Consider the following 26,320-nt stretch of genomic DNA (forward strand, 5'->3'; position numbering starts at 1 on the left):
AAAACCTTTCATATAAGGGTTTCAAGATACGAGTAGTTCGAAGAAGCGATGGAGAGAGGGAAGGAGCGTACTCAAGTACGTGACTGACTGAGCGAGAGAAGCTGACGAAGAAATACGACGTATATTGGAAGCCGAAGAGAGCTTCAAGACACAAGTAGTACAAGGAAGCAAACGAGTGAATGAGGGAGCGTACCTCTGTACGTGACCGATTGAGCGAGAGAAGCTGACGCAGTAATACGCCGTATATTGGAGGTCGAAAATAGTCTAGTGATGATGGCAAAGAGGTCACACCCGTTCCCATACCGAACACGGAAGTTAAGCTCTTTAGCGCCGATGGTAGTTGGGGGCTTCCCCCTGTGAGAGTAGGACGTCGCTAGGCAAACCAAAGCCTGAGAATTTTTTCTCAGGCTTTTTTATGTGCACGCAGCATAACTTGATAGTAGAAACTCTTAGCGAAAGACAAGAGTTTCCATGGTGATGTGGAATCTGAAGGAGGAAAGTGGTTGCACTTATAAAGTCATCCATTGAATCAAAAAGGTAAACGTCGCTGAAATGTCCTCGAATGTCGCGTGATGAGAGATTTCATTTCATACAAAACTAGAGTACTTGTTGTTCCGTTTGTAACAAGAAGTACCCTAGTTTTTATTTTATTATCTTTTATGCCCGCTATTAGGTTTATTCTCTACTATTGTCCCTAAAATTCAAGTGCTGTTCTCAAATTGTTGATATAGGATTGACTGACAGGTAGCTCGCTTCCATCTGTTAGAGTAACAATAAAGTTGGAAGTCAGGTCCTTAGCCATTTTTTTAATGAAATGAATATTAACAATATAGGATCGATGAATACGAATAAAGAATGAAGGTAAACGCATTTGAAGCTCTTTAAGTGTGATACTTGTTTTAAATTGCTCCCCCTCTACATAAAACCACGTTTTTTTCTGCAGGCTTTCAATATGAGAGATTTTTCCAATTGCAACAGGATTCCATTCCTCGTCTTGCTTTCCAGTTAAAAATTGAAAGGGCTCTACTTTCTTTTCGGTAAAGGTTGAAGGTAATACTACAACAAGCGCTGCAGGCACATCTAAAATGTTTATAGGGTAACCTATCCCATAATACGGTGTTTCGAATAAGGAATTATCTAAAACTGCGTCTGTCCGTTTCCTCGTACGTAGAACTTGCTCTGCGATGCTACCTGATTGTACTTGTTGGCCTACTTCCAAGTTGATGTTTTGATGTCCAGAATGAAAATAGATATAGGAGTTTTCTGCTGCAATTGCAATGGATGAATTGTCTGGAACCCAGTCTTTTAACATTGAAATAAACTGTTGTGAAATATCTTTTGGCAAAGAATTAAACTCATTATTCATTGTGAATATCCCCCTTGTTTGTAAACAGTTTACCAAATTTCGTCGTTGAAAAAAGCAGTTTCATCATTAAAATTTGGTATTTTATCTAAAAATAATGAAAATTCAGATGTACTGTTATATATTAATTTACAACAAGTAAACCTGTTATGGAACAGCTAGTTGAAAGTTTTTTAACAGAGTATATTGTATACAAAGGGGAAGGTGGAATTTTAATATGTCAACACGTCAAGAAAAAATCCAAGCATTAGAAAAACAGTGGGAAGAAAACCCACGTTGGGCAGGCATTGAACGCGGTTATTCAGCTGAAGAGGTTGTTAAGTTACAAGGTTCTGTTGTACTTGAACAAACTTTAGCAGCTAAAGGTGCTGCTCGACTTTGGAATTCTTTACATGAAGAGCCGTTCATTAATGCATTAGGTGCATTAACTGGTAATCAAGCTGTACAACAAGTAAAAGCAGGATTAAAAGCAATTTACTTATCAGGCTGGCAAGTTGCTGCAGATGCTAACCTTTCTGGTCAAATGTACCCTGACCAATCCTTATATCCAGCAAACTCTGTACCAGCAGTAGTTAAGCGTATTAATCAAGCTTTACAACGTGCAGATCAAATCGATCATGCTGAAGGACGTGTAGATCAATTTGATTGGTTTGCTCCAATCGTAGCAGATGCTGAGGCTGGCTTCGGTGGTCCTCTGAATGTATTTGAACTTGTAAAAGGAATGATTGAAGCTGGTGCTGCTGGCGTTCACTTAGAAGACCAGTTAGCTTCAGAGAAAAAATGCGGTCACCTAGGTGGTAAAGTTTTACTTCCAACACAAAATGCTGTTCGTAACTTAATTGCTGCTCGTCTTGCAACAGATGTAATGGGTGTTGATACAATTTTAATCGCTCGTACAGATGCTGACGCTGCTGATATGGTAACATCTGATATCGATCCGCGTGATGCAGAGTTTATTACTGGTGAACGTACTCCAGAAGGCTTCTTCCGTACAAAACCAGGCATCAAACAAGCGATTGCTCGTGGTTTAGCTTACGCGCCATATGCAGATTTGATTTGGTGTGAAACTTCTAAACCATCACTTGAGGAAGCCCGTGAATTTGCGGCAGCTATTCATGCTGAATTCCCAGGTAAATTGCTAGCATACAACTGTTCACCTTCATTCAACTGGAAAGCGAATCTATCAGAAGAAGAAATCGCAGAATATCAACGCGAGTTAGGTAAGTTAGGCTATAAATTCCAGTTTGTTACATTAGCAGGTTTCCATGCATTAAACCACTCTATGTTTGAGCTTGCGCATGATTATAAAGATAATGGTATGGCTGCATACTCTAAGCTACAACAAGCTGAGTTTGCATCAGAATCAAAAGGCTACACAGCTACACGTCACCAACGTGAAGTTGGTACTGGTTACTTTGATGAAGTATCTCAAGTTATCTCTGGTGGTACTTCTTCTACAACAGCGATGGCTGGCTCTACAGAAACAGAACAATTCGTATAAGTCTGGAAAAGTACGCGTACATCTAAATTCATAATCATAGATCTGTCTCCTCCGCTCCTCCTAAAGCGGAGGATGACTATTTAAAATCGCAAAGGTGGGGGAAACAACTGATGGAACAAGCAACAACAGGTAAGCTTAAAATTGTTGGGGAACAAAACGAGCAAACAAAAGAAATTTTAACACCAGAAGCCCTTGAGTTTGTTCTTGCCCTGCACGAAAAATTTGATGCTCGTAGAAAAGAGCTGTTAGAGGCTCGTCAAGAACGTCAAAAGCGTCTTGATGCAGGTGAGAAACTCGACTTCTTACAAGAAACAAAGCATATTCGTGAGGGAGATTGGACAATTGCACCACTTCCAGCAGATTTGCAAGATCGTCGTGTAGAAATTACAGGACCTGTTGACCGTAAAATGGTTATTAATGCTCTAAACTCTGGTGCAAAAATGTTCATGGCTTGCTTTGAGGATGCATCTGCTCCGACATGGGAAAACATGATTGGCGGTCAGATTAATATGCGTGATGCTATTAATAAGACAATTGAATTCACACAAGCATCCAATGGTAAAACATATAAGTTAAACGAAGAAACAGCTGTATTATTAGTTCGTCCACGTGGTCTTCATTTACTAGAAAAGCATGTACTAGTGGATGGCGAACCGATCTCGGGTAGTTTCTTTGACTTCGGTCTGTATTTATTCCACAATGCTAAAAACGCATTGGCACAAGGTACAGGGCCTTATTTCTACCTACCGAAGCTTGAAAGCCATTTAGAGGCTCGCTTATGGAATGATGTCTTTGTTTTTGCACAAGATTATATCGGAATTCCAAAAGGGACAATTAAGGCTACTGTATTAATCGAAACCATTTTAGCAGCATTTGAAATGGATGAAATTTTATTTGAACTACGTGAACATTCAGCGGGTCTGAATTGTGGACGTTGGGATTACATTTTCAGCTATATTAAACGTCTGCGCAATCAACCTGATGTAATTTTACCGGACCGCGGACAAGTAACAATGACTGTACCATTCATGCAGGCATATACGTCTTTATGTATTCAAACATGTCATAAACGTAACGCTCCTGCGATGGGCGGTATGGCAGCACAAATCCCTGTTAAGGGTGATGATGATGCGAATGCTGTGGCTTTTGCAAAAGTTGCAGAAGATAAACGTCGTGAGGCAACAGATGGCCATGATGGAACTTGGGTAGCACATCCAGGTATGGTAGCAACGGCGATGGAACAGTTTGATGCGATTATGACGACACCAAACCAAATCCATAAAAAACGTGAGGATGTAAAGGTTACAGCGGAAGAATTAGTAGCTGTTCCAGAAGGTACAATTACACTTGAAGGTCTTCGTATTAACTGTAGTGTAGGGGTTCAGTACATTGCTTCTTGGCTACGAGGCAACGGAGCTGCACCGATTAATAACTTAATGGAGGATGCTGCAACTGCAGAAATCTCTCGTACACAAGTATGGCAATGGATTCGCCATCCAAAAGGTGTTTTAGAGGATGGGCGTGGTATTACATTGGCATTCGTACTAGAAGTCTTGGAGGAAGAGCTTGTGAAAATTAAAGAGGCTGTTGGGGAACAAGTCTATAACAGCGGTCGCTACGAAGAAGCTGCTGAGCTGTTTAAATCATTAATTGAGCAAGATGAATTTGCCGAATTCTTGACGCTTCCAGGTTACGAAAAATTAGCTTAACTTTCTTTCAGTAATCGCTGAAAGAGAGGAACTCATTCTAAAAGCGCCACGTTCTGTGACAACGACTGAGTGACCAACGTCGTGCTGTGTTGCTGCCGCTACGCTTTCGCACAGACAAAAACACGTTGCTGACGCTGCGTTAGCACTACGCTTTCGCGCAAAAAACATTTGTTGGCTCAAAGTCTCCGAACGGAATTATGCCGAGGCATAATTGATTGGAGATACAAATCTACTAAACGAACATATCCAACTTTCCTAGATTGTTGTGGACTAACTCGAATGGAGTCCACCCTATTTTCCACTAATGTTAACGAGCGGGGTCTGTTCCTCCGTTTCTTATTGAAAATCGAGCATGGTTATAAAATAAAAAGGGTCTACTTCTAAAAGTAAAGAGATTTAAAGGGGTGAAAGATGTCTTGCGGGCTTAGATGGGGAGCTTGTAAGACATCTTTTTATCTTCATTCTAAGGAGGAGCGTAAAATGCGTAATAAAGAATTATTATTAGTTCCTGGACCAACTCCAGTAGTAGATGAAATTTATGATGCCTTAGCAAGTGAAACGAGGGGACATACAGATCCCCGTTTTGTTTCGATCTATAAAAATGCCATAGAACAAACAAAAAAATTATTACAAACAGATGGCGAGGTTTTTGTCATAGCTGGATCTGGGACTCTTGCTATGGAAATGGCGATTGTTAATACAGTTGGCAAAGGAGAAAAGCTACTCGTAATTAGTCACGGTTATTTTGGTGACCGATTTACACCATTAGCCCAAGCTTATGGTATTCATGTAGAGGTACTACAGGCTGAATGGGGTAAGCAGGTCGAAGTTTCTGCAGTTGAAGAAAAATTGGCTGAGGGGGATATTAAAGCTGTTACTATTACACATGCGGACACTTCTACAGGTGTAGTATCCGATTTGGATGCTTTGGTACCAATCATTAAGAAGGCTGGGGCACTTGTTATTTTGGATGGAGTTGTGGCGACAGCTGCCCTTGATGAAAATATGAGCAAGGAATATGGCTGTCCAGACTATAAATTGGATATTGTTTTAACAGGGTCACAGAAGGCAATTGGTGTACCACCAGGTTTAGCGATTATCGCCTTCAATCAATCTGCTTTAAAGGCACGTGAAGCAATGGGTTCGATTCCTGCCTATTATAGCGATATTAAAAATTGGATTCCGGTAATGAATGATCCAGGAAAATACTTTGCAACGCCTCCTGTAAACTTAATTTATGCATATGATGTGGCGATGAACATTGTACTAGAAGAAGGGATGACAAAACGTGAGGCACGTCATGTCGCATATGGTTGCGCAATAAGAGCTGCATTGTCCACATATGGTATGGTGGCACTTGCTGAAGAAGCGGTTGCGGCACCTACGCTTAGCTGCTTACTGTATCCTGAAGGGGTAGAGGATGCAAAGTTCCGTGCGAAACTTGCAGAAAAAGGCGTGATAGTAGCTGGTGCACTAGCGCATTTAGCAGGAAAGGCCTTCCGTATCGGGCATATGGGTAACTAAACTGTTACGAAAAATTTAGATAAAACTATACAAATCTGTATAGAAGCATAGATTTATAACAGAATACCCTTCGTATCAAGCGATTGGTGCGAACTCCACGTTAATTGCTTTTAACTCCTAAAGCCTTGTGACCAAAGCGGAGCTGGAAACGGCAGACGTAACGGTGCGAAAGCAGAAAAAACAACAAGGATGGCATAAGCTGAAAAAAATTACTCAGTGTCCGTAAAGGATCATCGTGACAACGGAAAACGGTGGCGCTAAGTGCTTTGGCAATGGATGTTTAGCAGCGAACTCCTAAATCTCTAATGAGATAAGGAAGACGTTCAACGACTATCTCCTTGAGGGAGAGTAAAACCGCAAGCGAATGGCGGAAGAAAAATGTGGCTCTTATTAAAAGATAAGATGAAGATATAGTCTGCGCTTATGTGAAAGCATAAGAGGTCTACTCGTGAGAGAAAGACTGCATGAAGGGTTGCGCCTTTGTGTGAACAAGAAAAATATATACAAAAATAAAAATGTTAACAACCTCTCTAAATAGGGTAAATGCAGAATTTAAGCCTTTGGAGAGTCATATCCTAATGGCAGTAGCTTCGGCGAAACCAGGCTCGGAGAATAAGGAAGACACAAAAACGGAAGTCAAAAGATATAAGTCGTGTCACAGTAGAGATGTCTACATTTTTTAAGAAATGTATATGTTTTTCGTATCGGGAGTACAACCCCTGCAATGCTAGAAGAGGCAGTAAGATTAATAGGGGAAACATTAAATGAAGTAGGATGCATAGTGGATATAGAACAAGCTACTGCATGTTTACAAGAAAAATTAGCAATTGTTGCGAAATAGCTACTGTTGAAAAGAGATGTCTCATGATGTAATGGGACATCTCTTTGTCAATTCACAAAGCCGTCATAGCCTTTATTGCCAACGGTTTGTATAACTGTTGATTCAATTCGAGGTTCTTCTTATAGACCTCTAAAAATCTCCTTCTTCTTTATGCACAAAAAATGATAATTTGTTATGTTGGTTATATAACAAATATGGAGATGATAGGAATGTTTATTAAAATAGAGCCACAATCTGACGTACCCATTTATGAACAGGTAACACGTCAAATTATTGAAGGAATTGCAAGAGGGGATATGCAGTCAGGTGATACTTTGCCATCTGTACGTAATTTAGCCGCTGATTTAGGTGTTAATATGCACACGGTTAATAAAAGCTACCATGAGCTAGAGGAGAAAGGGATCATTACAATCAGAGCCAAATCAGGTGCTATTATTCGATCTACAGAGGAGCGAATCTTAACTCCTGAACAATTACAGCAAATTGAAAAAAATTTAAAGCCTGTTGTGGCAGAAGGAATGGTGCTCGGTGCTACAGTCGAGCAGATTGAGCGCATGATGAAAAAGGTATGTGCTGATTTGCAAATCCCAGTAGAAGGAGTGTAGCAAAATGTTGCTTGGCGTTTTTGCCATTACTTATATTGCTGTTGATTTCTTTCTTTTCGTTATAATATGAATGAAAGTAGTTATTAAAAAATCTTTTCATTCCTCGCGGAGCAACGTTCAACGATAGACTCAACGGATGCTTGCAGATTGTCTGCGGATGGGAGCGGAATTTTTTGGATTGGATGGAGGTAAGGCTTGAATGAAAATTCTCGTTGTAGATGATGATGTACATATTTTGCAGCTAGTAAATATTTATCTGACAAGAGAGGGCTATCAGGTGTTGCAGGCGGAAAATGGACAACAGGCCCTGCAATTACTTGAAGGAAACTTGCCTGATCTGGCTATTGTGGATGTCATGATGCCAGGGATGGATGGCTTTACATTAACCGAGACATTGAGCCAGGATTATGATATTCCTGTATTGTTATTAACGGCAAAGGGCGAGCTTGAAGACAAGGAACGAGGGTTTTTGGCAGGCTCAGACGACTATGTTGTGAAACCATTCGAACCTAAAGAATTACTGTTTCGCATAGCTGCCATATTGCGTAGACTAGATAAGAAAAATCAGGTAACAATCCAGGTGGGTAGACTAGTCATCGATCGTCGAAGTTTTGAAGTAATCATTGGGGAAGATACACTTGTTCTGCCTTTAAAGGAATTTGAGCTATTGGCATTACTAGCATCACGCCCGAATCAGGTGTTTACACGTAGTATTATTATGGAACAGGTGTGGGGCTATGATTATGATGGAGATGAGCAGACTTTAAATACGCATGTAAAGAGGATCCGTGAGCGTCTGCATCGTTATGAAACAGATGTTGAGATTACAACGGTACGTGGAGTGGGTTATAAGCTCGAGGTTAATGCATGATGAAAACGTTATATAGTAAGTTTGTTGTCACGACTTTGCTCGTTATGATTGGCAGCTTGTGTATCGGTTTTTTAGTAACAAATACTTATTATCATCAAGTTATAAAGGAAAAAAATGATGCTAAAAATGTGAATATTGCGCAGGATATTACGAAATACATCGAGACAGCAAAGCCTGACGATTTAGATAATTATTTTACAACTCTCGGCGAAATTGGTTATCAAATTTATGTAACAGCTGGTGATGAAGGGGAATTTTACGGTGGTAAATATCGCGATAAAACACTGTCATCTAATACTGTTGATCGTGTTTTAGAAGGGGAAATTTATCATGGTATGCGTGATTTTCCAAAAGAGACTTTTATGACAGGTTTTTTTGCGAATGAGCTAATTAATACGATAGGTGTACCATTTACATATGAAAATAAGCATTATGCACTGTTTATCAGGCCTGATATTCGCCTGTTATTCTCTGAGGTGCATACGATACTTGGTGGGCTTATTCTTGTGATGGCAGTACTTAGTCTATTGGCAATGCTACTTTTTGCAAAAGCATTAATTCGCCCTATTACACAGCTAACAGAGGCAACACATCAGCTTGCACATGAAAAGTTCGATACGTTACTGGATATAGATCGAGCAGATGAGATTGGACAATTAGCAGTTAGCTTTAATGTCATGACGGAAAAATTACAGGAGAATGATCGAATACGTAAAGAGTTTATTAGTAATGTATCCCATGATTTTCAGTCGCCGTTGTTGAATATTCAAGGCTATGTTGATTTGTTAAAGAATCCCTTGCTGACTGACAAGGAAAGGCAGGAATATACGACAATTATTGAGCTAGAAACGAAGCGTCTGTCGACATTAACGAAGCAATTACTTTTACTAACGTCACTCGATCAATCTACAAGGTTATTAAAGTGTGAGCCTTATCGTTTAGATGAGCAGTTGAAGGAAACGGTTAGAAAATATCGCTGGCAACTTGAAGATGCAGATGTACAATTATCGTATCAGCTTGAACCAGTAACATATGATGGTGATGCGGGTCTATTACAAAATGTTTGGGATAATTTATTGACGAATGCCATTAAATATAATGTTGAAGGTGGAGAAATTCATGTACACTTACAAGAATCCTCAACCTCTGTGGAAGTACTCGTCGAGGATAGCGGTATAGGGATGACTGCTGATCAATTACAAAAGGTATATGATCGCTTTTATCGCGCGGATGCCTCTAGAACAAAGCAAGGGACTGGGCTTGGACTGGCCATCGTAAAGCAAATTGCTGAGTTACATGGAGGAACGGTTCAAATGGAAAGTGTTATTAATTCGGGTACGAAGGTTCGTATCACCTTACCAAAACTGTAATGAGGAGTTCATGTAAAGTTCATGTTCACACGATAGACTACTGAATAAGTTGAAAAAGCTTAGGAGGAGTTAACGTATGGAACAAAAATGGAGTTTACGCCTTATTCGTCTTGCTGCGATTTTTGCCTTATTTGGTACGTATCTAGGTTCACATATGTCTGGTACTGGTAGTTATGAATATAGACCGATACATGCACACATTTTATTAGTTGGCTGGTTAAGCATGTTTGCATGGGGCATTTTCTATCGTGCCTTCAAAGTTAAATCACAAAAATTAGTAGCGGCACATGGTTGGACAGCAATTCTTGGTGTTTTTGGTTTAACAATCGGCATGTGGTTCTACAATATAAATCCATTTAATTTTAGTAATACATTTACATTGATTTTCTTTATCGTAGGTGGGACAACGCTATTAATTAGCTTTGCTTTATTTATCTTTGTAACATTTATGGTAGATCAAAAAGAAGACATGCAAAAATAATGATAAACCCGTGTCACGATCGTTAGAGGGTGACACGGGATATTTTTTTAGGAAAAACTATTCTATTTTTTCAAGAGACTTCTTAAGCCATTTTGTTGCCTCCGTATAATCCTGTGCAACACCTTGCCCTTTTTTGTAGAGAATACCGAGCTGGAATTGTGCTTTTTGATGCCCTTGATTGGCAGCCAATCGATACAGTTGGGCAGCTTTTACGAAATCCTTCGGTACGCCTTGTCCATGACTGTGCATTTGAGCTAATTGGTATTGTGCTTTGGCATGTCCCTTAGCAACAGCCTGTTCAATCCATTTTGCGGCTTCTGTGTAATCCTGTTCGACACCTTTTCCCTTATCAAATAAATTACCGAGCTGATATTGAGCGCCTGCATGTCCTTGGATGGCTGCAAGTCGATAGCAGCGCCGTGCCTCTTCTAAGTCCTGGGCGATACCCAATCCTTGTTCATATAACAACCCCAATTGATATTCTGCGTTAATATGAGATTGATCGGTAGCGGCTCTCCACCATTTCACTGCATCAACATAATTCAATTCAGTTGCATATAATAATGCGAGTTCGTACTGAGCGTCAGCATAGCCCTTTTCAGCAGCGGCTTTAAAAAGGGGTAAAGCTTTGTTAGGTTGTTGAAGTTGATATACATAGATGCGTCCAAGCTCAAAGCCTGCACTGAGATGTCCTTGGTGAGCAGCAAGCTGTAACCAATCTTTAGCTAAAGTAATATCATTTTCTTGGACATAAAGGACACCGAGACAGTATTGAGCATTTAGGTGTCCTTTATGCGCAGCGAGCTTAAACCATTTAGTAGCCTCTACGCGATCCTGAGTTATACCTTGACCAGTGTTATATAGCATCGCCAATTGAAATTCAGCATTTATATGGTCCTGAAGTGCAGCTAAGTGAAACCACCTCGCAGCTTCTTCAAAATTTTGCGAGATACCACGACCTTTAAGGTACAAATAGCCAAGATTATACTGAGCGCTTGCATCGCCCGCTAATGCAGCCATTTCAAAATAGGTTATAGCTTCCTCATAGCTCTGCTTGACACCAGTTCCATTGTGATAAAGGAAGCCAAGATTATTTTGAGCACTTGTATTCCCTTGATTGGCCGCTAGAATATACCACTTCGCTGCCTCGGCAAAGTTCGGTGTCATGCCAAGCCCTTGATTGTATAGAACGCCTAAATTATACTGTGCATCTGCATTTCCTAAATCTGCAGCCTCTTTATAATAACGAGCTGCTTCTTCATAATTTTGTATTACACCATGTCCTAAATGATAGAGCACGCCTAAGCTATAAAGTGCGTTTGCATCATTGTGCGAAGCGGCGCGTTCATACCACATTTTTGCTACCGCATAATTTTTCCTTACACCGCGGCCCTGGTTATAGAGTGCGCCTAAATTATATTGAGCACTTGCATTCCCTTGTTGTGCGGCAATCTCAAACCAATTTGCCGCATTTTTATAGGCCTCGGGTGACTGGTCATCTTGAAGCCATGTATTTAAATTAAACGCTGAAGTTATATCTTCAAAGGGGGCTATGTGAATCATTTTTTCCTTTAAGCTACGGTCATAGCGGTCAATAAACCATTCTACAATATCACTTATATAATCAAGAACGATTTTTGCCGCCTTTGCCTCCACGATTTCACTGCTATTACTAGAAGTCATTTTGTTTGCAAGATTCATTAATAGATATATGCGACGTGGATGAATTTTTGCAACAAAGCTTCGATTATTGAGTAATGATCGGGTATTTTTTAGCTTCGGTTCGGAATGCATTTCCAGCTTATAAAATTCATATAAAATTTCCTCCAGTACAAGGAGTGATTTTTGTAGAGATATAGCTGGCTTCGAGATGGCAAGCGAGCTAGCATCCTGAAAATTTTTAGCCAATTTAACGAAGGACAAAGCTTTTAATTTCTTGCAGTGATCTTGAGAAATTTCATATTGAATGACGATAGGGACTCACCTCTTTCGTAAAAATCCTCTTTTTTCATATATCGGGAAAAAATCAATATTATTGATGAGTTTAACTTGTTTCAGTAAATGTCTTTTGAGCGACAGGTACAGAAGTCTCCCCTCGCCGTAGCGTTAGCACTGTGCATCTGGACACAATGATGCCTAGGGATCGTTGGTTTGGAGTCATCGGTTGAATTGTCCTTTTTACATGATACTATTTTGTATAAGGATACTCGTAGAGATTCGTAGTAGCTATTGCTAAGAAAGTCATTCGGAGGATAGAAATAATGAAGAATATTGCAGCAATCATTCCAGCATTTAATCCACAACAATCACTTATAACTTATGTGCATCAACTATTAGCAACTACAATTACAAAGATTATTATTGTCAATGATGGCAGTGATGAAAAATATGCAGGCATTTTTGAAGAGTTAAAGAAAATTGACAGCTGTGAAGTGTTAGAGCATGACTGTAATATTGGAAAAGGTAGGGCATTAAAGACAGCATTTACTTATATATGGTCGCAAAGGGGTTTGTACCAGGGTGTGATTACAGTAGGGGCCCATGGTCAACATACATTACAAGATGTGAAATTAGTATTAACCATGACGAAGGTGTTTTCTGAAGGGATTGTGCTAGGGATACGTAACTTCCACTCTTCCGACAGCACTCTTTTATCATACTGGGGCAATCGTGTAACAAGCTTGTTTTTTGAGCTCCTTTATCATAGAAAACTAATGGATACACAAACAGGCTTACGATTTATCTCTATAAAAGAGCTACCATGGCTGCTAAAAGTAAAAGGTGAACGATATGACTATGACACAAATATGTTAGTTGCTGCACTTAAAAGAAAGTGTCCAATTTTTGAAGTAGAGATAGGCCAGATACGAATAAAGAAAAATACAGTGATCCAGTATGATGAAATAACAAATGCAAGGTCAATTATTGCTAAAATGCTTATGAACTATTTAAAACCAAGGAATAGGTAGGTTTAATTTTGAAATAATGTGCTAGGATAAAGAATAATAATTACTCAAGAACGTAGCGAGTATGAAAAAGGAGCAATGATGATGGAATATTCAGATCAAGTAAAAAATCGTGTGAAACGGATGGAAGGCCAGCTACGTGGGATTTTGAAAATGATGGAAGAAGGAAAGGATTGTAAGGCAGTCATTACTCAATTATCGGCAGTACGCTCAGCAGTAGATCGTACAGTAGGTGTAATTGTCAGTACGAATCTTTTAGAATGTGTACAAAATGCTGAAGGTGACGGCGAGAAAATGAATGAAGCTATTCAAGAGGCAGTCAATTTAGTAGTAAAAAGTCGTTAACATAAAGAAAAGCCAGCTTATGTAGAAAAGGCTATTCATAGATAGAAAACTCACTAAACAGGTGGGTTTTTATTTTTTGTTGCAAAAATCGATACTTATATTTTATTTAAGGGAGTTTTGACCTATGTATAAAAATTAACAATGTGGTTAAAAGTCATAGTTAGTGAACTTGTACGATAGATTTGTAGTTACTTTCTCTGTTATTCTTGATTACAAGAACATAACAAACGGGAAGGTGATTTATTATGAAAAAATGGTTGATAAGCGGTGCAGCATTACTGATGTTGAGTCCAACAGCAGCTTATGCTCAAAATACGGACACTCATCCAATACATACTTCCTCAGTTATTGCTCATAACGTAGTAGCCAATACCAAAGTAACAACTTGGGATCAATTCACAACAGAAATCGTAAAGCAATTAAATAATTTCGAATCGGAAATTAAAATTACATATAGCGGACCAATGACTGATTTCAATAAAAAAATTAAGGAGTCATTCGAAAAAGCTCAAGAGCAGGCGGTCTATGCGAGTGGTCACATGGAAAGTACTACTATTTCTGCAGATTCAGCGGGCAATGTGACATTTAAAATGAAATATTTCACAGACCAAACGCAAGAAGCGGCCGTACAAAAAAAGATTGATCAAGTATTAAAAACAATTATTAAACCTTCAATGACAGAGTTCGAAAAAGTAAAATCGATTAATGATTATATTGTTTCAAATACAGCATATAGTACTAAAACAAATGCTAGCCCTCATGGTGTATATGCATTGCTGATGGAGGGACAAGCTGTATGTCAAGGCTACGCGTTAACGGCCTATAAAATGTTGGAACAAGCGGGACTCGAAACTAAGTATGTTGTAGGTTATGTTAATGGTAACCAAGCACATGCATGGAATTTAGTGAAGGTTAATGGTCAATGGTACCATTTAGATACAACATGGAATGATCCATTACCAAATCGTTTAGGTGCCTCTTCGTACGATTATTTTTTAGTACCGGATGCACAGCTTAAGAAAGATCATACATGGATCGCTTCAGATTATCCTGCTGCAACAAGTACAACATTTAACTATATGCAAAATGTTCATTTCGCTTATCAAGTTAATAATACATTGTACTTTAGTAATACAGCGGATAACGATAAATTGTATAAGCTTGATTTAACAAACGGTAAGAAAACAAAAGTTATTGATAAACGTGCTTTGTATATTACAGGAGCGAACAACAATTTATATTTCAGTGATTACAGTAACGGTGGTTACTTAACAAAATTAAATCTTCAGACGTTAAAAACTGAGGTGCTTGTGAAGCAATCAGTGGCTGACTTAAGCATTAGTAATAATTATTTAAATTATTATGTTAATGCAAAAGAACAAAAGCTTAAAATAAACTAAGCTTTTATGTAAACAGGTCGCCGCTTGCGGATGCGACCACACCCTACAAATATCTTTATCTATTTATAAAATGAAAGCACAAAAGGACTTCCAAGTGAGTTCTTTGTGCTTTTTTTGTATATAATGAAAACAGGAAACAGTCGGAGGTGAGCATTTTGTGGAAAAAATTAGCCATTATCGTAATAATCGTAATTTTTATTGACCCAATCTATACAGCCGGTAAAGCAGTTGTACAACAAGTGATCACTTGGGCAAATAATGATGAAATAGAAACGATGCTTCTCTCAACAAAGGAAAAAATTATAGATGCTACTGCTAAGCTTTCAGAGAATGCCTCAATTGAAACGGCCACACCTATAGAAGAAAAGCCAGAAGAAGGGGTAGCCGTTACAGCTTCAACTTCCAAAACACCTGAAGCAACGTTAGTTGTCACGAATGCAAAGGAAATGGCTGATGCGATGTATGCATACTACAGTAGTTTTTCACCTACGTTTGAGATTCAATATAAAGGCAATACACAGCGGATTGAACAGATAGTGGAAGAAGCCTATGAAAATGCTATAAAGCGAGATGATTATGTATATGGGCATATTAGCAAACATTCTATTCGTTTTGAATATGGAGGGAAAACAGCTACCATCTTTGGTGAGCAAAGTTATTTAATGACACCAGAACAGGCGGCATCTGTTGAAATGAACGTCCAAGAGATTATAGCCTCTATCAATAAAAAATCATTAAGTGATGTAGAGAAGGTTAGGGCTGTCAATGATTATATCGTTGCCACCACCGCCTATACAGATCAAACGAATGCAAGTCCACATAGCGCATATACAGTGCTTGTAGAACATGGTGGTGTATGTCAGGGCTATGCATTGTTAGCGCATACGATGTTACAAAAGCTAGGGATAGAAACAAAATATATAGTAGGCTATGTTGGACAGCAAGGACATGCTTGGAATTTAGTAAAGTTGGACAATCAATGGTACCATCTCGATACTACATGGAATGATCCAGTACCTGATCGTAAAGGGTCGGTACGCTATCAATATTTTTTAGTGGATGATCGAACGATGGCAAAAGACCATACGTGGATTGCTGAAGACTACCCAAAAGCCACGGGTACAACGTATAACTACTTTCACGATGTAGATTTCCCAGCACAAGTAGGACAGCAAATATTTTATAGCAATATTTCTGACGATAATAAATTGTACGTGCTTGATTTGAAAACAGGTAAATCGAAGCGTGTTTCCCATTCGCGTGCACAATACATCGTTTATGCAGATGGTTGGTTATATTTTAGTAATTATTCACGCGGAGCGTATTTAACGAAAATTCGCCCAGATGGAAGCGGGGAGCAAATATTAAATCGTGAAGATACGAAGGATTTATTTGTGAAGGATGGCTATCTATATTTCACGACAAATGAACTGAAAAAGATGGCACTTTAACGTGATCAAAGAAAAAGAAGAGCCATACTTTATTTAATAGGGCACCTTAATTTCATTAACATAATAGAATTTTAACAACATGAAAAGCCTATGACATTACAGACTGTCATAGGCTCTTTTTGTGCGCTCTATAAGATAATAGATCGGTTGGTGCTGACATAAAGAAACTTCTATTTGCGGATACATCGATTTCATTTCCTGGGAAAAAATTTTAAAAATTAATGGATTATGCTTAATGGCACCACCATTACAATAAAGGTTAAATCCGTCTCCTTGATAGCCAGTTTTTTTCAACAAGGCGCTAGCAAGGAGCACTAACTCATGGGCAGCACGCATTGATATTTGAATGGCGGATGAATCCTTTTTGGTCACGGCATCTGCCAAAAAGGCACCCATTTTGGCAAGCTGTGCATTCGTGTAAGATGGGTGGAACAGCCAGGCAGCTAGCTCCGTAACATCGTGGATACATAAGTACTCATAGACAGTATCTTTTAATAGGGTTGGCTCACCACGCCCGTCTTCCATTCGGAAAATGGCGCGGATAACCTCTTGCCCTAACCAATAGCCACTACCTTCATCTCCGGCACGATGCCCCCAGCCACCTGCACGTACTATTTGCGAGCCATCAAATGCGTAAGCAATAGCTCCTGTTCCAGCTATGAGTAAAGCGCCTGCCTGTCCGGCAGTAACACCTAATAAAGTAGCTTGTGCGTCATTTTCAATAATAAGTGTTGTTATTTTAAGTTGTAATGCCGATAGCGCTTTATGAACAATGGCAGACACCATTTCATGATCTTTAGAAGAATCAATGCCAGCCATTGCAAAGGTAGCTACAGCAATTTGAGGGACGGCCTGACTTTGCAAAAACTGCTGTACATGTATTAAAAGCTCTTGCAATATTGCCGTAGCAGATTCAGCGCCAATAGCTTGATAGTTCGAGCCACCTATTGATTTAGTAAATTTTATTTCACCAGACTCGGCATGTACGACCGCACATGCCGTTTTTGTAGCACCACCGTCAATAATAAGTAGCCATTCCGTCATTGATTCCATTCCTCGATAAATACGGTTAATTGCTGTTCCGCCTCAACAATCATAGACTCCTTCAAGCGAATCCATTCATAAAGGTTATGAGCATTCGCCTTGGAGCGTTCAAGAGATGCCTTCATCGTTTCTGGCGCTGGGCCACCAGGTAATGTTCGGACACTGACAAAAGTCTCTGGCTTTAATGTGTTATAAAAATCCTCTTCAGAAATATTTAATGTTTTACCAGTAATCAATTTGGATTGGGTATTCGCTAGACCCCATGTCAGACTTGCAAGTGATTCCTCACCATGAGAGAGTAGGACCTTTACACACTTACTGACAATACTGTGTGCTTGGCGGAATGAAATCCCTTCAGAGCGCACTAACGTATCAGCAAGCTCCGTTACATTGGCAAAGCTATTCTCTGCACGATTTCTTAGTTTTTTCTTGTTTACATTCATCGTAACGACAAGTGAACCAAATAGCTTGTAAATCCCTATTAAACGGTCGATAGCACGCCATAAATAGGGCTGCATATCATCTTCAGTGTCTACGATATCTCCAAACGGTGTATTATGTACCATTTGCAATACTGTACTAGCATCTCCAACAACTGCAGATAGTAATGAACGTGTGTGCTCGATCGAAACGGGATTGCGCTTTTGAGGCATGATAGAGCTAATTTGTACGTATGGACTTGCCAGCGTAAAGGCATTGAATTCCTGTGTAGCCCATAGTAAAAAGTCTTGAGATGTACGACCGAGATTAAGTGCTGCAAGCTGAATAATACTTGCTGCCTCTGCAATATAATCCGCACCAGCAACAGCATCCCACGCATTTTCGATAATATCATCGAATGCCAATAACTCACACATACGCTCTCGACTAATGTTGAAGCCGGTTGTTGTTAATGCTGCTGCTCCCATACTGCTACGATTCACGGTTTTATAGACATGCTGCAAGCGTTCAAAGTCTCGTTCAAGTTGATCGATGACCGCTTTTAAATAATGAGCAAAGGTTGTGGGCTGTGCCTGCTGCGTATGTGTATAGCCAATCATAATCGTATCAACATGCTCCTCAGCAGCTGCGATTAAATCATCCCGTAATGTCAGTAATTCTCGCATGAGCAATAACAACTTTTTTCTTAAAGTCATACGATAGATGGCAATGCCCATGTCATTGCGACTTCTACCAATGTGAAGATTCCCAGCAACATCACCAGCAAGCTCTATTAATTTATTTTCGATACGGAAAAACAAATCCTCATATCGCGGGTTGTAATCCTCTATACGGTAATAGTTCAAGTCTAGTTTTTTAAGAGCAATACCGATTTGTTTGACTTCTTCTTTTTTTACAAGTCCTTGTTCTTCTAGCATTTTTAAGTGTGCAATATTGATTTGTAGCATGATTGTTAAAAAATTCTTCTTGGCTTCTTCATAAGCTGGCTGTAAGACAATTTTACGATAAATATTAGACGGGAAAATCATCCCATCTTCTTGCTGGGTTTTGTTGCGGAAATCTTCAAACATAGTAATTGCCCCCTAGTAGATTAGCAGTTATATGGCCGAACCAGCACTGCCTTTAGATAACTTCTCGGAAATAACAAGTACAATTAAAATTAAACAAATTTGTAAGACGCCATATGCACAAGCAGTTCCAAATTTAAACGCATATAATTTTTGGAATATCGCCACAGATAATGGGATTGTTGACGTACTATAAATAAGAATTGACGCTACGAATTCACCAAAGCTTTGAACAAGTGCTAGTAACGTACCTGCCAAAATGCCCGTAAATGTAAGTGGTAAGACAATACGTCTAAATGAATACCACCAAGTTGCACCTAAGCTTCGTGATGCTTCTTCGATAGACGGATCTAATTGCACAAGAGATGCCGATGTAGACCGGAAAACGAGCGGTAAATGTCTAATGAAATAGGCTAACGGCAAAATCCAGAACGTCCCAATCAGAACCTGATTAAAGGCGAATATATTTTCCGTACTAAAAGCGGCAATCAAATTGACAGCTACAACTGTTCCCGGTAATGCCCAAGGAACCATGATTAAAATATCGAGCAATGTCTTGCCTTTAAAATTTAAACGTACCATCGCATAGGCTGCTGCGACGCCGAAGAGGATATTGCCGAGTGTTGCAACGATCCCCATTTGAATGGAGTTCCAAATAGGTCGCCATGTCCGCTCATCCGTAAAGAGCGCTACATAATGATCCAGTGTATAGTCAGTTGGCAAAATTTGTGTTTTCCATGCCCCATCTACTGAAAATGAAATTAAGATAAGAACTAAAATCGGCAAAATTAAAATTAATGTACCTATAAAAGACGCGATAGTCGCAATCATCTTCATTCCTTTTGAAGAAACTTCAGATCGATGAACACTAATACCTTTGCTTAGATTTTGATAGTTTCGGCGGTTTTGATACCAACGCATAATAATTAAAAAGGTAATAGACACAAAGGATAGAATCATAGATTGTGTCGCTGCCATATCTAAATTCCCGTTCGTACGTGATAAATAGATTTGCATCGTCATCGTACGTTCGACACCGAACATTAAAGGTGCTGTATAGGACGCCATGGATATCATAAATACGAGTAAGGATGAGGCGACAATTGAGGGTGTTAACATGGGCAAAATAACCTTTGTCCATATTCGAATACGCCCTGCACCTAGGCTAGTTGCCGCTTCCTCTAGAGCTGGATCTAACCCTTTTATAGCAGCGGAGGCAGTCAAATAGAAGTAAGTGTACATTGTGAATGTATGGACAACAATAACGCCCCAGATGCCTTTTAATGAAAAGGGCACTTCATGTAAGCTGAATAGGTGTTGAAGCGCACGTGGGAATATACCGCTTTCCCCATATAAGAATGTAAAAGAAAGTACACCTACTAATGGCGGAAGAGCCATGGGTACCAAAACTAAAATAGAGAGTACACGTCTACCTGGAAAATCGTAACGCTCGAGTAAGAATGCCATGGTAACCCCAACGATTGCACAGCAAATAACACTAATAAGGGATATATATAAACTAGTCCATAATGCTTCTATATTGGCGGGGCTAGCGAAATTAAAAAACTGTTTATAATTAGCTAGCGCATCATCACTAGAAAAGCTTTCTAGAAAAGTTTGATAGAACGGGTATACCACATAGGCAAACAACACTAAAAATAAAGGTGCAACTAATATATACACAAACCAATTTGAGCTTGATAGTTGTGTCCATGCATTTCCTTCAGAAGGTTTGAGGTGCGTTTTTTCCATGTTGTTACCCTCCTATTCCCCTAAAAAATACAGTGAATCTTGGGCTATATTTAAAGTGATTTCTTCACCAATTTTTTTTAATTGACCGTTCATATTGATAATCATTACTTTTAGTGAAAAATCTAGACATTCCACAATATAGTTCACACTAACCCCTGTAAATTCCACAAAAGTGATTTTACCTGTTAATGTGTTTTCACCAGTACCTTGATGGATTGATTCAGGACGAATAGAAATAAACACTTTGTCTCCAATCATATGCGTTAAAGTGGGGGAGCTTTGTTGCTTTTGCCCAGTGAGAACAAGTCCACTTGCTGTTTTTACTTGTATATCGTTACCATTGACGGAGTCAATTGTCGCTTCCAGTAGGTTTGTCTCGCCAATAAAATCTGCTACGAAGCGGTTTGAAGGCCTATTATAAATTTCTTGCGGAGTACCGATTTGTCTGACGTTCCCATTTTCCATGACCATAATACGATCTGACATAGACATCGCTTCCATTTGATCATGCGTAACATAGATGGTTGTAACACCAAGCTCGGATTGAATACGTTTTATTTCAACGCGCGTTTCTTCGCGTAATTTAGCATCTAAATTAGACAATGGCTCGTCTAACAATAAAATATCCGGCTCTATCACAAGAGCTCTTGCCAAGGCAACCCGTTGCTGCTGCCCACCAGATAATTCATTTATTTTTCGATTGCCATATTGCGATAAATGTACAAGCCCTCTAATGCGGTCAACCTTTTGCTTAATCTCTGCCTTTGAAAATTTCCGTACTTGTAAGCCAAAGGCGATATTTTCGTCTACTGTCATATGAGGAAAGAGGGCATAATTCTGAAACACCATACCGATGTTCCGTTTATTGGGTTGAAGTCTTGTCACGTCTCCATCATCAAAAAATATTTTCCCTTCTGAAGGGTAATAGAAGCCTGCAATCATTCTTAAGGTTGTTGTTTTACCACAACCACTTGGGCCAAGAAACGTAAAAAACTCACCAGCTTGAATATGAAGATTTAAATCTTTTACACCAAACACTTGACCAAATTGCTTAGAGACATTTTCTATTTTGACACTTTTCAAATGCAATGCTCCTTTCTCGCAGTAAACTAGTTACACGAAGCCTCGAGCAAAAATTACTCGAGGCTTAAAACATGAACAATATTCAATAGATCGCTTTACGATGTTAGAGCCATTGGACAGTTAGGCGGCGTTGGTCACTTTTTCCCTTGGCCTTTAATATTGTTATCCCAATGCTCCATCCACTCGGCTTCTTTTTCAGACATGAGCTGCCAATCTATATCAAAAGTTTTTAAATCTAATTCTTGATACCACTCAGGCATTGCGGCTTTATCGATATCTGAGCGAGTAGGAATTTGATAGTATTCATTTGCTAATTGCGTTACCATTCCTTTTTCGAATAAGAATTCTACGAAGAGCTTTGCATTTTCTATATTCTTGGCATTGTTTACAACAGCTACACCATCTACTAAAATCGGTGCACCACTTTTCGGATAGATGTAATCAAACGGGTAGTCAGTCGTATATTTCTTTAATAAAATATCTTGTAAATTCCATAAAGAAACGCTGCCTTCTTGTCGTGTCATCTTTAAATAAAGTGCATTTGGATCTTGTGTATATTCTTTCGTGTTGGCATCTAATTTTAATAACCAATCGTAACCTTTCTCAGGTGTATCTGCGCCTTGACGTACAATCATAGATGAATAAATAGTACGCATCGTACCAGAAGCTAACACACCACGAATTAAAATTTGATCCTTCCATTTTGAATCTAATAAATCATCCCAGTCTTGTGGACCTGTTTCTTTCGTTAATAAATCACTGTTAATCATAATCACTTCGGGCAGTAGCATTTCCCCGAACCAACGACCATCTGCATCCTTATGCGCTGCATCAATGGAGTCGATAAAACTAGGCTTCCAAGAATGGAGTAAATCTTCATCGGCACCGACAATTAGTGCGGATTGCGTACCGCCCCACCAAAAATCTGCCTGAGGATTTGCTTTTTCACCACGTAGGCGTTCTAAGATTTGCTGTGCGCCCATCGTTAAAAACTCCACTTGAATGTCCGGGTACTTTTCATTAAACTGATCGATTACCTTTTGCACCATGGCTTCATCACGCCCCGTATAGATCACAAGCTTTCCAGATGGTGTAGCCGCTACATCCGTCTTTTCAGAATCAGACGTTTTGTCGTTAGCAGTTGCATCTTTTTTAGAATCCTTGTTGTTATCACTACTACAAGCAGCCAAGACAAGAAGCATCAGTACAAGTACAAAACCGAAGATACGTGTTTTTTGCATAATCTTCCTCCTTCCTAATAGTGAAAAACTTACATATAGCAGTATAATCCGGAGACTCTACATTAATGTTAGAATAATTGAAAAATTATAATGCCATGCTCGAATATTAAGAGAATAATAGGTATCAACGGCATTGGTGAAATAAAAAAATCCCCTCTAAAAAAGAAATTTATCAAGATTAAATGTAAATTCATCAATTTAAAAATTTCCAATAAAGTTGGTTATCAATATATGTTCAAAAACTAACAAATATTGATTTTAATAGTTTTGAAATGCATGTTACGGTTTGAAAAATAACTAAAATAAGGAGTCTCCAAAAATTGTCATCCCAAAGCTAGGGTGATGATCAAGAGGGGCTTTAATATGAGTAGTAAAGCTTTGAAGATTTTCACAGCTTTAACGATGATGTTGGGAGTGGTTTTTGGAAGTATGGAAGGGCGCTCTAGCAGACCGTAACATTGCGTTAGGCGGTGAAAACGGCAATTTCGGACCGAAAGACAACTTAACGCGTTCACAATTTACAGCGTTTATGTATCGAGCACTTGGTTTATAATTACAGAATGCTGAAAAAAGGGAGATGTATCAAAAATATGATACATCTCCCTTTCTAATTTAGATTAAAGTATTTACTTACTAACAGGTTCTAAAGATTTTTTCTTTTGTTGCCGCTGAGCAAGTATTGTCGGAAGCATCATACCGATAATAACCAAGAGAATACCTGCTATTTGTAAAGAAGTTAAGGGTTCATGTAGAACAATAACGGAAACGGTAACGGCAACGGGTAGCTCTATAGCACTTAAAATGGAGGCAAGCGCTCCTCCTACTTTCGGAATAGCTATAGAAAATAAGTAAATCGGCAAAATAATACCGAAGATCCCCAGTGCTAATCCAAATTTCCATAAGCCCTCGTTAAATAGTTTTCCATTCCAAATAATTTCAGGGTTTAGGAAAATACAAATTAAAATAAGGGCGACAAAGGAAACAATCAATACGCGTGATGTAGTGGTAATACCCTCCACATGACGTGAATTAAATTGGATAAAGCAAGCAAAGGTAAAGGCAGCTGTAAAACCAAGCAGCCATCCTTGAATAGCAATACCGCTTAAATCTACATTTAGTACACCAGCAGCTAAAATGGTTCCAGCAAATAATACAATGAGAGAAATCACTTCAGCTCGACTTGGTAAGCGTTTATGTAGCGCGCAATCTAATAATAAGCCGATCCAGGTGAATTGGAACAGCATGACTACTGCAAGAGAGGCTGGTAGATACTTTAACGATTCACCGTAGACAATTCCAGTAGTACCAGTAAATATTCCAGCGCAAACTAAAATAAGCAGTCCCTTTTTAGAAAGCTTCGGTAATTGCCTTTGCGTCGCTATAAAAATAGTTAGAACTAGCATAAAGCCAATAATATATTGACTTGATACTGCTTCTCCTGATGTAAAGCCGTGCTGCATAGCCACTTTGACAATTGTCGATAAAATCCCATAGCTACTTGAAGCGATCACTATTAATAGAGCGTATAATAAATTTTTATTCATGTTTTTGTGTTTCACATCCTAAAACTGTTTCACCATATGATGGAATGGTTCATCGATTATGGACCATGGCTCAGTAATAACAAAGCCCAGACGTTCATAAAGGCGACGAGCATCTTCTTTTTGTGTTTCAACATTTAATGATAATTTTGCATAGCCTCGTTTTTGTGTTTCTTCTATTGCAAATTGCAGTAATAATGTTCCAATTCCTTTTCTGCGAGCTTCTGGTGCTACACAAACAGTATCAATATAATATTCATCTTCGTGAGCCTCTTTATCGATGATAATAGATGGCGCATTTTTTTCTTCAAGCCATTTTACGAGATTTGCATCCATTTGAATGGCTTCAACACCATTATAGTAAACAAGAATTCCTAATACGTGCTCATTCTCAACAGCAACAAAGGTATTTAAATAGGAATGTCGATTGTCCTCACGTTTGAATAGTACAGTAAGTTCTTGTTCAACTGCTTTAGCTGTCTGTTCTCCTGTTAAACGGTTGGCAATATCACCAATTGCATCAATAATTAATGGTACAACGGCATGGGCATCCTGTGATTGCGCTTGTCGAATTGTAATACTCATTGTCAAAATCCTCACCTTTCTATATAGGCAAGTATAACAAAGATAGAGGATGTCTCAAGTTTTTGAGTATATAGAGATAAGTGTTGGCTTCTTTACTATTTTTCCGAAAGTTTAAAACTTTATTCGACAACAAATTTCGTGGTAATCTATAAGGTATAGACATTCGGGAGGACAACAATGACAAAGGAAGATAAGGATTTTATTTTAGTCTACGGAGACGCTTTTATTGACTATATTGCTGATGATGTAACAAATACATCTTTTACTAAATATATGGGTGGTGCAACGGTGAATGTTGCTGCAGGTATTAGCCGTATAGGTGCTCCATCTGCATTAATTACGATTACAGGAGATGACGAAGGCTCTGAATTTGTTCGAGATGGGCTTGCGCAAGAAGGGGTAAACCTGGATTATGCAGTTTTTGACCCTGCGAAGCGTGTTAGTGGTGTTTATGTACATTTAACAGAAGAATGTGAGCGAATTTTTAAGGATTATGTCGATGAGACGCCTGATTTACAAGTAGAAGCATCACAATTAAATGAAGCAGCTTTTAAACATGCATCTGCTTTAACTGTGTGCTCGGGTACAATGTTCCATCCTACAGCCCTTGAAACAACACGTGCCGCTGTAGAGATGGCAAAGGAAAAAGGGGCAATTATCGCGATGGATGCGAATATTCGTCCTCTTCGTTGGAGTAGTGAGCAAATTTGCCGTGAAACGATCACGTCATTTTTTGAGCATGTAGATATTTTAAAAGTCACGGATGATGAATTATTTTTCCTTACTGAAACGACTAGTTTGGAAGAGGGCATTGAGCAATTAAACAGTTATTTAGTGCCCATTATTTTAGTAACAGTAGGAGAAAATGGCACATATGCGGTATTAAACGGTGAAGTTATCCATGTACCGACAGAAAAGGTTGTGCCAGTAGATACTACAGGTGCTGGAGATGCATTTATGGCTGGTGTATTACGCGATGTTCATTACAATGGCTTACCTACAACGGAAGAGGAACTTGCTCGTTGTGTAAACTTTGGTAATAAACTAGGTGCTTTGGCAGCAACTAAAGCGGGGGCATTAACAGCTCTTCCGTATTATGATGATATTAAGCATTTGCTTAAATAGTCGTTTTGGAGCGT

At 39.0% G+C, this 26,320-nt stretch carries 23 protein-coding genes and 1 rRNA gene; 14 read left to right on the plus strand and 10 right to left on the minus strand.

Annotated elements, in window-relative coordinates; genetic code table 11:
- Positions 1–263 precede the first annotated feature (263 nt).
- Positions 264–379: ribosomal RNA gene (rrf, locus tag AB9L17_RS00690) — 5S ribosomal RNA — on the plus strand.
- Between the two features lie 315 nt (positions 380–694).
- Here the strand turns inward: rrf and AB9L17_RS00695 are convergent.
- A complete protein-coding gene (locus AB9L17_RS00695; RefSeq protein ID WP_223557133.1) occupies positions 695–1,366 on the minus strand; it encodes a LytTR family DNA-binding domain-containing protein in 672 nt (223 codons plus the stop codon).
- Between the two features lie 214 nt (positions 1,367–1,580).
- Here AB9L17_RS00695 and aceA point away from each other — a divergent pair, with 214 nt between their 5' ends.
- Both aceA and aceB read left to right on the plus strand, forming a co-directional pair.
- Complete coding sequence (gene aceA / locus AB9L17_RS00700) at positions 1,581–2,864, plus strand: isocitrate lyase (RefSeq protein WP_068986159.1); 1,284 nt, start codon at positions 1,581–1,583, stop codon at positions 2,862–2,864.
- A gap of 110 nt (positions 2,865–2,974) precedes the next feature.
- Positions 2,975–4,573 carry a malate synthase A gene (gene aceB / locus AB9L17_RS00705; protein ID WP_068986158.1) on the plus strand — a complete coding sequence of 533 codons (1,599 nt, stop codon included), beginning with the start codon at positions 2,975–2,977 and terminating at the stop codon, positions 4,571–4,573.
- On the opposite strand, the gene AB9L17_RS00710 is transcribed toward aceB, so the two are convergent.
- On the minus strand, positions 4,565–4,741 hold the full coding sequence (locus AB9L17_RS00710; protein ID WP_375199920.1) for a hypothetical protein: 177 nt from the start codon (positions 4,739–4,741) through the stop codon (positions 4,565–4,567). The two genes, aceB and AB9L17_RS00710, sit on opposite strands and share 9 nt — an antisense overlap.
- A gap of 312 nt (positions 4,742–5,053) precedes the next feature.
- On the opposite strand from AB9L17_RS00710, the gene AB9L17_RS00715 reads away from it, so the two are divergent.
- From AB9L17_RS00715 to AB9L17_RS00735, 5 genes are all read left to right on the plus strand, one after another.
- A complete protein-coding gene (locus tag AB9L17_RS00715; RefSeq protein ID WP_083227098.1) occupies positions 5,054–6,097 on the plus strand; it encodes a pyridoxal-phosphate-dependent aminotransferase family protein in 1,044 nt (347 codons plus the stop codon).
- A gap of 1,050 nt (positions 6,098–7,147) precedes the next feature.
- On the plus strand, positions 7,148–7,543 hold the full coding sequence (locus AB9L17_RS00720) for a GntR family transcriptional regulator (protein ID WP_223555185.1): 396 nt from the start codon (positions 7,148–7,150) through the stop codon (positions 7,541–7,543).
- A 199-nt stretch (positions 7,544–7,742) separates the two neighbouring features.
- A complete protein-coding gene (locus AB9L17_RS00725) occupies positions 7,743–8,414 on the plus strand; it encodes a response regulator transcription factor (RefSeq protein WP_068986156.1) in 672 nt (223 codons plus the stop codon).
- Entirely contained in the window at positions 8,414–9,784 is a 1,371-nt protein-coding gene (locus AB9L17_RS00730) for a sensor histidine kinase (RefSeq protein ID WP_068986163.1), read from the plus strand. The genes AB9L17_RS00725 and AB9L17_RS00730 overlap by 1 nt, the downstream gene beginning before the upstream one ends.
- Before the next feature lie 76 nt (positions 9,785–9,860).
- Positions 9,861–10,265, plus strand: a complete 405-nt coding sequence (locus tag AB9L17_RS00735; protein ID WP_068986155.1) for a hypothetical protein — start codon at positions 9,861–9,863, stop codon at positions 10,263–10,265.
- 57 nt (positions 10,266–10,322) lie between these two features.
- Here AB9L17_RS00735 and AB9L17_RS00740 read toward each other — a convergent pair whose 3' ends face one another.
- Positions 10,323–12,188 carry an SEL1-like repeat protein gene (locus tag AB9L17_RS00740; RefSeq protein WP_223555183.1) on the minus strand — a complete coding sequence of 622 codons (1,866 nt, stop codon included), beginning with the start codon at positions 12,186–12,188 and terminating at the stop codon, positions 10,323–10,325.
- A 338-nt stretch (positions 12,189–12,526) separates the two neighbouring features.
- Here AB9L17_RS00740 and AB9L17_RS00745 point away from each other — a divergent pair, with 338 nt between their 5' ends.
- The 4 genes from AB9L17_RS00745 (at position 12,527) to AB9L17_RS00760 (ending at position 16,427) form a co-directional block, all read left to right on the plus strand.
- Positions 12,527–13,234 (plus strand): glycosyltransferase family 2 protein, encoded by a 708-nt coding sequence (locus AB9L17_RS00745; RefSeq protein WP_223555181.1) that lies wholly within the window; start codon positions 12,527–12,529, stop codon positions 13,232–13,234.
- 81 nt (positions 13,235–13,315) lie between these two features.
- Positions 13,316–13,576: a metal-sensitive transcriptional regulator gene (locus tag AB9L17_RS00750; protein ID WP_053993550.1), complete on the plus strand. Its 261-nt coding sequence runs from the start codon at positions 13,316–13,318 to the stop codon at positions 13,574–13,576.
- Between the two features lie 245 nt (positions 13,577–13,821).
- Positions 13,822–14,976, plus strand: coding sequence for a transglutaminase domain-containing protein (locus AB9L17_RS00755; protein WP_068986152.1), 1,155 nt, complete (start codon positions 13,822–13,824; stop codon positions 14,974–14,976).
- Between the two features lie 146 nt (positions 14,977–15,122).
- On the plus strand, positions 15,123–16,427 hold the full coding sequence (locus tag AB9L17_RS00760) for a transglutaminase domain-containing protein (RefSeq protein WP_375199921.1): 1,305 nt from the start codon (positions 15,123–15,125) through the stop codon (positions 16,425–16,427).
- Between the two features lie 96 nt (positions 16,428–16,523).
- Here AB9L17_RS00760 and AB9L17_RS00765 read toward each other — a convergent pair whose 3' ends face one another.
- The 5 genes from AB9L17_RS00765 to AB9L17_RS00785 all read right to left on the minus strand — a co-directional run bounded on the left by AB9L17_RS00765 (position 16,524) and on the right by AB9L17_RS00785 (position 23,055).
- Positions 16,524–17,471, minus strand: a complete 948-nt coding sequence (locus tag AB9L17_RS00765; RefSeq protein ID WP_223555177.1) for an N-acetylglucosamine kinase — start codon at positions 17,469–17,471, stop codon at positions 16,524–16,526.
- Positions 17,468–18,982, minus strand: coding sequence for an argininosuccinate lyase (argH, locus tag AB9L17_RS00770; RefSeq protein ID WP_223555175.1), 1,515 nt, complete (start codon positions 18,980–18,982; stop codon positions 17,468–17,470). Before argH ends, AB9L17_RS00765 begins: the two co-directional genes overlap by 4 nt.
- A gap of 27 nt (positions 18,983–19,009) precedes the next feature.
- Positions 19,010–20,731: an ABC transporter permease gene (locus tag AB9L17_RS00775; protein WP_223555174.1), complete on the minus strand. Its 1,722-nt coding sequence runs from the start codon at positions 20,729–20,731 to the stop codon at positions 19,010–19,012.
- 12 nt (positions 20,732–20,743) lie between these two features.
- Positions 20,744–21,814, minus strand: a complete 1,071-nt coding sequence (locus AB9L17_RS00780) for an ABC transporter ATP-binding protein (protein ID WP_223555172.1) — start codon at positions 21,812–21,814, stop codon at positions 20,744–20,746.
- Between the two features lie 134 nt (positions 21,815–21,948).
- The gene (locus AB9L17_RS00785; protein WP_223555169.1) at positions 21,949–23,055 is read right to left on the minus strand and encodes an extracellular solute-binding protein; all 1,107 of its coding nucleotides are present in this window, start codon (positions 23,053–23,055) and stop codon (positions 21,949–21,951) included.
- A 421-nt stretch (positions 23,056–23,476) separates the two neighbouring features.
- On the opposite strand from AB9L17_RS00785, the gene AB9L17_RS00790 reads away from it, so the two are divergent.
- Complete coding sequence (locus AB9L17_RS00790) at positions 23,477–23,608, plus strand: S-layer homology domain-containing protein (protein WP_223555168.1); 132 nt, start codon at positions 23,477–23,479, stop codon at positions 23,606–23,608.
- 73 nt (positions 23,609–23,681) lie between these two features.
- Here the strand turns inward: AB9L17_RS00790 and AB9L17_RS00795 are convergent, their stop codons facing one another.
- Both AB9L17_RS00795 and AB9L17_RS00800 read right to left on the minus strand, forming a co-directional pair.
- Positions 23,682–24,599 carry an EamA family transporter gene (locus AB9L17_RS00795; RefSeq protein ID WP_068986145.1) on the minus strand — a complete coding sequence of 306 codons (918 nt, stop codon included), beginning with the start codon at positions 24,597–24,599 and terminating at the stop codon, positions 23,682–23,684.
- A gap of 18 nt (positions 24,600–24,617) precedes the next feature.
- Positions 24,618–25,181, minus strand: coding sequence for a GNAT family N-acetyltransferase (locus AB9L17_RS00800; protein ID WP_068986144.1), 564 nt, complete (start codon positions 25,179–25,181; stop codon positions 24,618–24,620).
- Between the two features lie 177 nt (positions 25,182–25,358).
- On the opposite strand from AB9L17_RS00800, the gene AB9L17_RS00805 reads away from it, so the two are divergent.
- Complete coding sequence (locus tag AB9L17_RS00805; RefSeq protein ID WP_068986143.1) at positions 25,359–26,306, plus strand: carbohydrate kinase family protein; 948 nt, start codon at positions 25,359–25,361, stop codon at positions 26,304–26,306.
- Positions 26,307–26,320: the final 14 nt, after the last annotated feature.

The organism is Lysinibacillus sp. RS11 (assembly GCF_042019215.1).
GTDB classification, from domain to species: domain Bacteria; phylum Bacillota; class Bacilli; order Bacillales_A; family Planococcaceae; genus Lysinibacillus; species Lysinibacillus xylanilyticus_A.